At 71.9% G+C, this 10507-nt stretch carries 11 protein-coding genes and 1 pseudogene; 3 read left to right on the top strand and 9 right to left on the bottom strand.

Annotated features, from left to right (window positions below; translation table 11 throughout):
• Window positions 1–216 (bottom strand): annotated as a pseudogene (locus tag HLB15_RS20035) (bifunctional ADP-dependent (S)-NAD(P)H-hydrate dehydratase/NAD(P)H-hydrate epimerase); the annotation flags it as partial.
• A gap of 100 nt (window positions 217–316) precedes the next feature.
• Here HLB15_RS20035 and HLB15_RS20030 point away from each other — a divergent pair.
• Complete coding sequence (locus tag HLB15_RS20030) at window positions 317–1366, top strand: LLM class F420-dependent oxidoreductase (protein WP_171107950.1); 1050 nt, start codon at window positions 317–319, stop codon at window positions 1364–1366.
• A 68-nt stretch (window positions 1367–1434) separates the two neighbouring features.
• On the opposite strand, the gene HLB15_RS20025 is transcribed toward HLB15_RS20030, so the two are convergent.
• From HLB15_RS20025 to glmS, 4 genes are all read right to left on the bottom strand, one after another.
• Window positions 1435–1785, bottom strand: coding sequence for a holo-ACP synthase (locus HLB15_RS20025; RefSeq protein ID WP_171107948.1), 351 nt, complete (start codon window positions 1783–1785; stop codon window positions 1435–1437).
• Between the two features lie 259 nt (window positions 1786–2044).
• Window positions 2045–2899, bottom strand: coding sequence for an alpha/beta fold hydrolase (locus HLB15_RS20020; RefSeq protein WP_171107946.1), 855 nt, complete (start codon window positions 2897–2899; stop codon window positions 2045–2047).
• A 30-nt stretch (window positions 2900–2929) separates the two neighbouring features.
• Complete coding sequence (locus HLB15_RS20015) at window positions 2930–3286, bottom strand: nucleoside triphosphate pyrophosphohydrolase family protein (protein ID WP_171107945.1); 357 nt, start codon at window positions 3284–3286, stop codon at window positions 2930–2932.
• Between the two features lie 31 nt (window positions 3287–3317).
• Window positions 3318–5201 (bottom strand): glutamine--fructose-6-phosphate transaminase (isomerizing), encoded by a 1884-nt coding sequence (glmS, locus tag HLB15_RS20010; RefSeq protein ID WP_171107943.1) that lies wholly within the window; start codon window positions 5199–5201, stop codon window positions 3318–3320.
• Between the two features lie 86 nt (window positions 5202–5287).
• Here glmS and coaA point away from each other — a divergent pair, with 86 nt between their 5' ends.
• Entirely contained in the window at window positions 5288–6283 is a 996-nt protein-coding gene (gene coaA, locus HLB15_RS20005) for a type I pantothenate kinase (RefSeq protein WP_171107942.1), read from the top strand.
• 34 nt (window positions 6284–6317) lie between these two features.
• On the opposite strand, the gene HLB15_RS20000 is transcribed toward coaA, so the two are convergent.
• The 4 genes from HLB15_RS20000 to rplM form a co-directional block, all read right to left on the bottom strand.
• Window positions 6318–7040, bottom strand: a complete 723-nt coding sequence (locus HLB15_RS20000; RefSeq protein WP_229784943.1) for a DedA family protein — start codon at window positions 7038–7040, stop codon at window positions 6318–6320.
• Window positions 7041–7189: 149 nt separating this feature from the next.
• Window positions 7190–8569: a phosphoglucosamine mutase gene (gene glmM, locus HLB15_RS19995; RefSeq protein WP_171107941.1), complete on the bottom strand. Its 1380-nt coding sequence runs from the start codon at window positions 8567–8569 to the stop codon at window positions 7190–7192.
• Between the two features lie 123 nt (window positions 8570–8692).
• On the bottom strand, window positions 8693–9178 hold the full coding sequence (gene rpsI / locus HLB15_RS19990; protein ID WP_171107940.1) for a 30S ribosomal protein S9: 486 nt from the start codon (window positions 9176–9178) through the stop codon (window positions 8693–8695).
• Window positions 9179–9221: 43 nt separating this feature from the next.
• Window positions 9222–9671, bottom strand: a complete 450-nt coding sequence (gene rplM, locus HLB15_RS19985) for a 50S ribosomal protein L13 (RefSeq protein ID WP_171107939.1) — start codon at window positions 9669–9671, stop codon at window positions 9222–9224.
• A gap of 287 nt (window positions 9672–9958) precedes the next feature.
• Between rplM and HLB15_RS19980 the strand changes: the two genes are divergently transcribed.
• Window positions 9959–10378, top strand: coding sequence for a DUF5709 domain-containing protein (locus HLB15_RS19980; RefSeq protein WP_171107938.1), 420 nt, complete (start codon window positions 9959–9961; stop codon window positions 10376–10378).
• Window positions 10379–10507 lie beyond the last annotated feature (129 nt).

Genomic DNA, 10507 nt, shown 5'->3' with positions numbered 1-10507 from the left:
CGCCGTGCCGGGCAGGCCGTCGGACCCGAGGCTGCCCCGCAGGCGCGCGCCGTCGACGCCGCCCGCGCGTGCGCGCGTCCGCGCCCGCCGCGCAGCGACCTCGCGCAGCACCACCTGGGCGAGTCCGTACGCCGCCCGCGCCATGAGCGGCACCCCTGCCGCGATGAGCGGCTCCTCCGCCTTGCGTACCTCGTCCGAGCTCCACGCGTCCTTCACGGTCCTATAGTGCCGTGTCCGGCAGGGTCCAGGTAGCGGGCTCGGGTAGCGGTATGGACACGGCGTCCCGCCGGTACGCCGCTCGGCATAGGGTCGGAGCATGCGATTCGGACTCTTCATCCCGCAGGGCTGGCGGCTCGACCTCGTCGGCATCCCGCCCGCCGAGCAGTGGGCCACCATGCTGTCCCTCGTCCACCGAGCCGAGAACCAGGCCGCGGGCGAAGCCGTCCCCGGCGGCGAGTTCGCCTGGGAGTCGGCCTGGGTGTTCGACCACTTCCACACCGTCCCCGAGCCCACGACCGAGGCGACGCACGAGGCCTGGTCCCTCATGGCGGCGTTCGCCGCGGCGACGCAGCGCGTCCGCCTGGGGCAGATGTGCACCTGCATGTCGTACCGGGAGCCGACCTACCTGGCCAAGGTGGCCTCGACGGTCGACGCGATCTCGGGCGGCCGCGTCGAGATGGGCATCGGCGCCGGCTGGTACGAGCACGAGTGGCGGGCCTACGGCTACGGCTTCCCGTCGGCGGGCGAGCGCCTGCGCGCCCTCGACGAGGGCGTGCAGATCATGGCGAGCATGTGGCGCACGGGCTCGTCGGGCACGTTCGAGGGCAAGCGCTACCAGGTCGACGGCGCGCTGTGCTACCCGCAGCCCCTGCAGCAGCTGCCCGTGGGCGACGGCGGCGCCGAGGTGCCGTCGATCCCCCTGTGGATCGCGGGCGGCGGCGAGAAGAAGACGCTGCGCATCGCGGCGCAGCACGCGCAGTACACGAACTTCTCGGGCAAGCCGGAGGAGTTCGACCACAAGTCGGGCGTCCTCGAGGCGCACTGCCGCGACCTGGGCCGCGACTTCGGGGAGATCACCCGGTCCGCCGACTACAACGTGGTCATCGGGGAGACCGAGGCCGAGGTCGCCGAGCGTCTGGACTGGATCGAGGCGCACTTCCGCAAGCTCGTGCCCGACCACGCCGACCGCGAGGCGGCCAACTGGCGCGGCGGGCTGCTGGTCGGCACGCCCGAGCAGATCGTCGAGCGCCTGCAGGACATGAGGTCGCGCGGCCTGGGGTACGCGATCACGGCCTTCGCGGAGGCCGCGTACGACACCAGCGGCATCGAGCTCTTCGAGAAGCAGGTCATCCCGCACCTGCAGTGACGGTCCGTCCGCGCCGCGGCTCCGGTCACCGGACGGCCGGCGCGGACGCCGGGCCGCTCCGCGGCAGGTCACCCCTCGGCGATGACCATCGCCGAGGCGATCCCCGCGTCGTGCGAGATCGTGATGTGCCAGGTACGCACGCCGAGCTCGGCGGCGCGGGCCGCCACCGTGCCGCGGGCGTCGATCCGGGGCGGGCCGCCCACGGTGCGGTGGACCGTGACGTCGTGCCAGCGCAGGTTGCCCGGCGCGCCGAGCGACTTGGCGATCGCCTCCTTCGCCGCGAACCGCGCGGCCAGCGACGCGGCGGGCAGCTCGCGCTCGACCTCGGTGAACAGCTTCTCGCGGAGCCGGGGCGTGCGCTCGAGCGTCTCCATGAACCGGGCCACGTCGACCACGTCGATGCCCGTCCCGATGATCATGTGCCCAGCCTAGGCCGGGCCCATCCCACGGACGGCCTTGCGTGGGATGACCGTTTTGGGGCACCATATCGCCGTAATGCAGAGGTAAAGACGGCGCCTGCATCGTGCAGCGCGCCTCTTTTCATGCGGAGGAGGCGCACCATGCCCGAGGACGACGACAAGCTCCCCTTCCCTGTCGTCATGGTCGTGGTCTTCGGCGTCGTGATCGCGGCGATCGTCGCGCTCCTGGCCTTCGTGGCCGCCTCGAGCTGACGCGCGCTCAGCGCGCCTCGCGTTTCCCGACGCCTCCGTCGGCGCCCTCCTCGACCCGGTCGAGCCACTCCCCCACCAGCGCCTCGAACAACCCGCGCTGCTCGAGGTGCAGTGCGTGGCCCGCCCGGTCCAGCACGGCGAACGTCGCACGCGGGTAGTGCTCGAGGAGCGCCCAGGCGTCGCGGTAGCCCGTCACGGAGTCCTGCCGGCCGACCACCACGAGCGCCGGGCACTCGAAGGCCGCGGGCTCGACCGGGAAGGTGCCCGCGTAGCGCGCCGCGATGCGCTCGACCGCGGCGGCGTCGGCGTCCGCCTCGCCGGGGTCGGCCTCGCGACGGGCCCGGTCCCAGGTCTCGGTCGTCTGGACGACGAGCACCTCCTCCGCGTCGAGCGTCGCCCCGCCGAGCCGGTCGGCCAGCGCCGGCTCGCGCACCAGCACCCGGTGCTCGGGCACCGTCCTGTGCTCGTGCACGGGGTCCACGACGGTCACCACCAGGGCGAGCCCGGCCACGCGCCCGGCGTCGGCGGCCACGAGGCCGCGCGCGAGGTACCCGCCGTAGGACTGCCCGACGACCGCGTAGGGCCCCTCGGGCACCAGCTCCCCGACGGCGGCGCGCAGCACCCGGAACACGTCGTCCGTGCTCGCGACGTCCCCCGCGGGCGACCGGCCCATTCCCGGCAGGTCCACGTAGACCCTGCGCCACCCCGCGCGGCGCGCGAAGACCGGCTCGAACGCGCCGGTCATCAGCCGGTGGTCCACCGGGAACCCGTGCACCAGCACGGCGGTCGCCACGGCGTCGTCCGCCGCGGGCCCCGCCTCCACGTAGTGGACCTTCGCGCCGTCCACCTCGACGTACGGCATGCCACACCTCCCTCGTCAGCGGGTCCGAGACTAGACGGACCCACTGACACCCGGGATGCCCTCGGTGTCCTCCGGCCGCACGAGGTGCCGCCAGCGGAACCACTTGCGCTCGAGCTCCTCGCCGAGGTCCACGTCGAACCGGCGCGCCACGAGCAGCAGCTGCGCCAGTGCGTCGGCGACCTCGCCGCGGAAGGCGCTGCGCACCTCGTCGTCGGACAGGCCGCGGTCGCGGGAGCGCCCGGACAGCGTGAGGAAGGCCTGCGTCAGCTCGCCGACCTCCTCCTGGAGCTTCAGGACGAGCCAGTCGTCGGTGCGCTCCACACCGTGCACGCGCGCGTACACCCGGCTGATGACCTCGACCTCGTCGGAGAGCTGCTGCAGATCCACCCGGCCGAGCGTGCCACACCTCGGGGCAGGACTACTCCACCGTCACCGACTTGGCGAGGTTGCGCGGCTGGTCGACGTCCAGACCCTTCGCGGTCGCGAGCGCCATCGCGAAGATCTGCAGCGGCACGACGGCCAGCAGGGGCTGCAGCAGCGTGGGCGCCTGCGGGATCCAGAAGATCTCGTCGGCGTACTTCCGCACCTCGTCGTCGCCGTCCTCCGCGATGACGAGGGTGCGCGCACCACGCGCGCGGATCTCCTGGATGTTGGAGACCACCTTGGAGTGCAGCGAGTCCCGCCCGCGGGGCGACGGCACGACCACGAACACCGGCTGGCCCTCGTCGATGAGCGCGATCGGCCCGTGCTTGAGCTCGCCGGCGGCGAAACCCTCCGCGTGGATGTACGCGAGCTCCTTGAGCTTGAGGGCACCCTCGAGCGCGACGGGGAACCCGACGTGGCGGCCGAGGAACAGGACCTTGTCGGACTTCTCCATCGACCGGGCCGTCGCGCGCACGTACTCGCCGCGCTCGATGACGGTCTGGATCTTGCGTGGCATGGCCCGCAGCTCGTCGAGCAGCGCACCGATCTCGTCGGGGAACTTGTTGCCGCGCAGCTGGGCCAGGTACAGGCCGAGCACGTACGCGGCGGTGATCTGCGCGAGGAACGCCTTCGTCGAGGCGACGGCGATCTCCGGGCCGGCGTGCGTGTAGAGCACCGCGTCGGACTCGCGCGGGATGGTCGAGCCGTGCGTGTTCACGATCGAGATGACCTTGGCGCCCTGCTCGCGCGCGTGCCGCACGGCCATGAGGGTGTCCATGGTCTCGCCGGACTGGGTCACGGCCACGACGAGGGTGCGCTCGTCGACGATCGGGTCGCGGTAGCGGAACTCGTGCGCCAGCTCGACCTCGACGGGGATCCGGCACCAGTGCTCGATCGCGTACTTGGCGACGTGCCCGGAGTAGGCGGCGGTGCCGCAGGCGACGACGATGATCTTGTTCACGGCGCGGAGCACCGACTCGTCGATGCGCAGGTCGTCCAGCACGAGGGCACCGGAGGCGTCCGTACGGCCCAGCAGCGTGTCGGCGACGGCCTGGGGCTGGTCGTGGATCTCCTTGTCCATGAAGGAGGCGAAGCCGCCCTTCTCCGCGGCCGCCGCGTCCCAGTCGACCGTGTAGCGCTTGGCCTCTGCGGGGTTGCCGTCGAAGTCGGTGACCGCGACCGACGTCGGCGTGATCGTCACGACCTGGTCCTGGCCGAGCTCCAGGGCCTCCTTGGTGTGCGCGATGAACGCGGCGACGTCGGAGCCCAGGAAGTTCTCGCCCTCGCCGAGACCCACCACGAGCGGCGAGTCGTGCCGGGCACCGACCACGGTGTCCGGGGCGTCGGCGTGCACGGCCAGCAGCGTGAAGGTGCCCTCCAGCCGGCGGGCCGCCTCCGTCATGGCCCGGGTCAGGTCACCGGTCTCGCGGTACGCCTTGGCCACGAGGTGCGCGGCGACCTCGGTGTCGGTCTCGGAGCGGAACTCGACGCCGTCGGCGAGCAGCTCGTTCTTGAGCTGCGCGAAGTTCTCGACGATGCCGTTGTGGATGAGGGCGAGCCGGTCGCCGTCGGCCAGGTGCGGGTGGGCGTTGGTGTCGGTGGGGCCGCCGTGCGTCGCCCAGCGGGTGTGGCCGATGGCCGCCGTGGCCACGGGCAGCGGGTCGTGGTCGAGGACCTCGACGAGGTTCGCGAGCTTGCCCGACTTCTTGGCCCAGGCCACTCCGTCGAGGCCGGGCGCGACGAGCGCGACACCGGCCGAGTCGTAGCCGCGGTACTCGAGGCGCCGCAGGCCCTCGATCGCGACGTCGAGGGGCGTGCCCGACGGCGTCAGGCCGCCGTCCGCGGCTGCTGTTCCGGTGTAACCGACGATCCCACACATGAGCGCGAGTCTATCGAGCGTTCGGCACCCGCCCCATGACAGGCCTCACAGCCCTCGTGACGATGGCACCCTCCGCGTGCGGCACAATGCTGCAGGTGGTTTCCCAGTTCTCGAGCACGGACCTCGGCGAGCACCTGCTCGCCCTCGCCCCGTCCTCGCCCTACGTGGATCTCGACCGCGCGGCGTGGAGCCGCCTGTCGGCGTCCACCCCGCTGCCGCTGACCGACGAGGACGTCGAGCGCCTGCGCGGGCTCGGTGACCCGATCGACCTGGCCGAGGTCGACGCGATCTACCGCCCCCTGTCGCGCCTGCTCAACCTGTACGTGCAGGCGACGGGAGGGCTGCACGCCGCGACGTCGACGTTCCTGCACGAGGAGCCGCCGCGCACGCCGTACGTCATCGGCGTCGCCGGCTCGGTCGCCGTCGGCAAGTCGACGACGGCGCGCGTGCTGCGCGAGATGCTCGCCCGCTGGCCCGAGACCCCGCGCGTCGAGCTCATCACGACGGACGGGTTCCTCTACCCGAACGCCGAGCTGGAGCGCCGGGGCCTCATGGAGCGCAAAGGGTTCCCCGAGTCGTACGACCGGCGGGCCCTCATCCGCTTCCTGTCGCGCATCAAGGCCGGGCAGGACGAGGTCCGCGCGCCCGTGTACTCGCACACGATCTACGACATCGTGCCGGGCGAGGAGGTCGTGGTGCGCAAGCCGGACGTGCTCGTCGTCGAGGGCCTCAACGTGCTGCAGCCCGCCCGGCCGAGCTCGGTCGACGAGTCGACGGTCGCGGTGAGCGACTTCTTCGACTTCTCCATCTACGTCGACGCCCGGACGCGGAACATCCGGCAGTGGTACGTCGACCGGTTCCTCGAGCTGCGCCGGACGGCGTTCACCAAGCCGGACTCCTACTTCAAGCGCTACGCGTCGCTGTCCGACCAGGAGGCCACGGCGAAGGCGCTCTCGATCTGGGAGTCGATCAACGCGCCGAACCTCGAGAAGAACATCCTGCCCACGCGGGGCCGCGCCACGCTGGTGCTCACCAAGGGCTCGGACCACGCGGTGCAACGGGTCCGGCTGCGCAAGCTCTGACCGTCGCCTCGGCGGTGGCGGTGCCCGCGTCGGTTCAGGCGGCGGTGCGCGGTGCGGGCACGGCGGCCGCGTCCGCCTCAGCGGGGTCCGGTGCGGCCGGGTCGGGGCCGGTGGCGTCCGGCGCAGGCTCCTCGACCAGGTGCTTGCGCGAGAACCAGCCGACCACCTTGTCGACCACGAAGCCCATCGCGACGCCGAGCACCACGCCGATGACGATCGCCAGCAGCGGCTCGTGCCCGAGCCACTGCGCCGCGACGAGCCCGATGCCCGCCGAGTACAGCGCCCACATGACCGCCGCGATCGCGGCGACCACCATGAACCGCTTGCGCGGGTACCGCAGCGCGCCCGCCGTCATGTTGACGGCGACCCGGCCGATCGGCACGTAGCGCGCGGCGAGGATGAACGAGGCCCCCCGGCGCGTCAGCGCGCGCTCGGCCCACGCCACGGCACGGCGGCCGCGCGGGCCACGGAGGAAGGGCACGCGCTCCGTGCCGATCATGAGGCCGATCTGGTACGCGATCTGGTCCCCCACCCAGGCGCCGGCCGCGGCGGTCAGCAGCACGAGCCACATCCACGGGGTGCCGGTCGAGTGCGCCGAGACGGTCAGCGTGATGACGACGGACTCGCTGGGCAGCGGCGGGAAGAAGCCGTCGATCGTCGCGAAGGCGAACATGGCCGGGTAGATCCACGGCGAGGCCGCCATCGCGAGGATCCATGCCTCGGTGGCGCTCAGTACTGTGGCGATGAGATCGAGCACGACACCTCGGAGGTTCTCGGCCGGGCGCTACCCGGGGGTCAGATCACGGCACCTCGTGGTGCCTGCGGCCAGCCTACGCACCCGGCCCCCCTGAGAATCATCAGGGGTGACCCTGGAACGGTCCCGCACCCGAGAGATTCACGCGCCGTTCACGCCTGTGCGCCCTCCAGCGCGAGCCGCTCCCGCACGACCGCGGCCAGGTCCTCCGCCACCTTGTCCGCCTCGTCCTGCGACGGAGCCTCCACCATGACGCGGACGAGCGGCTCCGTGCCCGACTGCCGCAGCAGCACCCGGCCCGTGTCGCCCAGGAGCGCCGTGGCGTCCGCGACCGCCGCCTGCACACCCTCGTCCGTGCCGGCACGCGACTTGTCGACGCCGCGCACGTTGACGAGCGTCTGCGGCAGCCGCTCGATCTCGCCGGCGAGGTCGGCCAGGCGCTGGCCCGACGCCTTGACCCGAGCGGCGAGGTGCAGCGCCGAGAGCACGCCGTCGCCCGTCGTCGCGTGCTCCGCCAGGATGATGTGGCCGGACTGCTCGCCCCCCAGTCCGTAGCCGTGCGCGCGCATCTCCTCCAGCACGTAGCGGTCGCCGACCGCCGTCTGCACCGTGGTGATCCCGCGCTCCCGCATGGCGAGCAGGAGGCCGAGGTTGCTCATCACCGTGACGACGAGCGTGTCGCCCGGCAGGCGCCCGTCCTCCTTGAGCGCGGTGGCCAGGATGCCGAGGATCTGGTCGCCGTCCACGATCGCCCCGGTGTGGTCGACGGCGAGGCAGCGGTCGGCGTCGCCGTCGAACGCGACGCCGAAGTCGGCCTCCGAGGCCACGACCACGGCCTGGAGCTGCTCCGGGTGGGTCGAGCCGCACTTCTCGTTGATGTTGCGGCCGTCCGGGCTCGCGTTCATGACGACGACGTCGGCGCCCGCCGCGCGCAGGGCCTCCGGCCCGACCTCGCTGGCCGCGCCGTTGGCGCAGTCGAGCGCTATGCGCAGACCTTCGAGGGGCCGGTGGTCCGGCGTCGTGCCGACGCTGTCGGTGAGATGGCGCACGTACCGCTCGGCGGCCGCCTGGCCGTCGGTACGGATCCGCCCGACATCGGCGCCCGTCGGGCGCTCCCACTCCTCGCCGAGCGACGCCTGGATCGCGTCCTCGACGGCGTCGTCGAGCTTGAGCCCGCCGCGCGCGAAGAACTTGATCCCGTTGTCGGGCATCGGGTTGTGCGAGGCGGACACCATGACGCCGAGGTCGGCCTCGAGCTCGGTCACCAGGTACGCGAGCGCGGGGGTGGGCAGGACGTTCAGCATCACGACGTCCACACCGGCCGAGGCGAGGCCCGCCGCGACCGCACCGGCGAGGAACTCGCCGGAGGCGCGCGTGTCCCGCCCGACGACGGCCCGCGGCCGCGGGCCCAGCAGCTCACCCTGCGCGGTCAGCACCCGTGCCGCCGCGACGCCCAGCTCCATCGCCAGCTCTGCCGTGATGTCCTTGTTGGCGAGACCCCGAACCCCGTCGGTGCCGAACAGCCTGCCCATACCGCTACTCCTCAGATCGTTCCCGTCCCACCGTAGCGGGCGTCCGTCCCTGCCAGAAAAGCGGATGGCCCCGCTGAACAGTGGCGATACTGTTCGGCGGGGCCATCCGGCCGAGCGCTGGGATCAGCGCTTGCTGTACTGCGGAGCCTTGCGGGCCTTCTTGAGACCGGCCTTCTTGCGCTCGACCTTGCGGTCGTCGCGGCGCAGGAAGCCGGCCTTCTTCAGCTCGGGGCGGTTCGCCTCGGCGTCGATGGCGTTCAGCGCGCGGGCGATGCCCAGGCGCAGGGCGCCGGCCTGGCCCGACGTGCCGCCACCCGTGATGCGGGCGATGACGTCGAACCGGCCCTCGACCTCGACCAGCGTCAGCGGGGAGCTGACGAGCTGCTGGTGCACCTTGTTCGGGAAGTAGTCCTCGAGGGTGCGGCCGTTGATCTTCCAGGTGCCGGTGCCGGGGACCAGGCGCACGCGCGCCACGGCCTCCTTGCGGCGCCCGAGAGCCTGGGCGGGGGCGGTGATCGACGCACCGCGCGTCGCGGGCGCGGTGGTCTCGGTGGTGTAGGTGCTGGGCGTCTCGTCGCCCTGCTCGATGTCGACGGTGGTCTCGGCCACTGTGGTGTCCTCGCGTCCTTCGCGTTGCGATCCGGCAGCGGCCTCAGGCCTGCTGCGAAACCTGGGTGATCTCGAACGGCTTGGCCTGCTGCGCCGTGTGCGGGTGCTCAGAGCCTGCGTAGACCTTCAGGTGGGTCATCTGCGTCCGACCGAGCGAGGTCTTGGGGATCATGCCGCGCACTGCCTTCTCGATGGCGCGCTCCGGCTTGGTGTCCAGGAGCTGGCCGTACGGGGTGGCCGTGAGGCCGCCCGGGTAGCCGGAGTGGCGGTACGCCATCTTGGTCTGACGCTTGTTGCCGCTCAGCGCGACCTTCTCCGCGTTGATGACGATGACGAAGTCGCCGCCGTCGACGTGCGGGGCAAAGGTCGGCTTGTGCTTCCCGCGCAGCAGATTGGCGACCTGGCTGGCCAGGCGGCCCAGGACGACGTCGGTCGCGTCGACGACATACCAGTCGCGCTGGACGTCGCCGGGCTTGGGGGTGTACGTACGCACGGTTCGTAACCTTTTCGTTTGCGGTGTCGTCGGGCGTGAAGCGTCGCCCGATGAGTCAGGTCGTTGTGCGCGGGAGTCAGGTTGGCGTCCGGGCCGGACGTCGGCTCGCGAGTGGGCGCGCTACCGACGCAGGAACACCGTGACAGAGCACAACGACTCAAAAGGATACCCAGCGGGTTCCCCAGGGGTCAAAGCGAAGCGGCACAGGAACGCCGCCGGGAGGCATGACGTTCACCACGTCCCCCGGCACTGTGGCGTGCTGGGCCGACTGGTGCCACCGTAGAGGCATGACCGAGGAAACCCCAGCCACCATGCCGATGCCGGGCCCCGACACGGTCGCAGAGGGCGACACCGACCAGCTGCCCCACGAGGACACGCTGAACCACCGGGGCCCCAAGGACGCTCTCGACGAGGGCTACTCGCCGCCCGACCGCCCGCGGTCGAACCACTGGGGCGAGACCGCGTGGGAGGAGCGCAACCGCGAGCCGATGGACCGGCGCCTCAGCGAGGAGGAGCCCGACGTCTGGCAGGGCGACCCGCTCGATCGGCCCGACACCGCACGCGCGGGGCGACTCGTCTCGGACGACGACGCCGACCCGGGCGCCGACGGAGGCCGCGAGAACGACCTGTACGGCACGGACGCGGGCATCGACGGCGCGGGAGCCAGCGCCGAGGAGGCCGCCGTCCACTGGGTCGACGAGCCCTAGACGCAATGCCGGGAAGTTAGGGCGTTGCGTGTGGTGTCAAGACCGTGTTTGTGCTGGTAGCAGCAGCGAAGCTCCTGTAGTTGAGAGCAGTCCGCCAAGACAGCCTTCACCGCAGGAGCTTCGCCGTGT

Source organism: Promicromonospora citrea (genome assembly GCF_013004695.1).
In the GTDB taxonomy this organism is placed as follows: Bacteria; Actinomycetota; Actinomycetes; order Actinomycetales; family Cellulomonadaceae; genus Promicromonospora; species Promicromonospora citrea.
This window is presented reverse-complemented; position numbering and strand designations above follow the sequence as displayed.

Bases quoted from the DNA above. Each gene is read 5' to 3' on its own strand.
- HLB15_RS20030 (WP_171107950.1), top strand. From the start codon at position 317: ATGCGATTCGGACTCTTCATCCCGCAGGGCTGGCGGCTCGACCTCGTC.
- HLB15_RS20025 (WP_171107948.1), bottom strand. From the start codon at position 1,785: ATGATCATCGGGACGGGCATCGACGTGGTCGACGTGGCCCGGTTCATG.
- HLB15_RS20020 (WP_171107946.1), bottom strand. From the start codon at position 2,899: ATGCCGTACGTCGAGGTGGACGGCGCGAAGGTCCACTACGTGGAGGCG.
- glmS (WP_171107943.1), bottom strand. From the start codon at position 5,201: ATGTGTGGGATCGTCGGTTACACCGGAACAGCAGCCGCGGACGGCGGC.
- coaA (WP_171107942.1), top strand. From the start codon at position 5,288: ATGCTGCAGGTGGTTTCCCAGTTCTCGAGCACGGACCTCGGCGAGCAC.
- glmM (WP_171107941.1), bottom strand. From the start codon at position 8,569: ATGGGCAGGCTGTTCGGCACCGACGGGGTTCGGGGTCTCGCCAACAAG.
- HLB15_RS19980 (WP_171107938.1), top strand. From the start codon at position 9,959: ATGACCGAGGAAACCCCAGCCACCATGCCGATGCCGGGCCCCGACACG.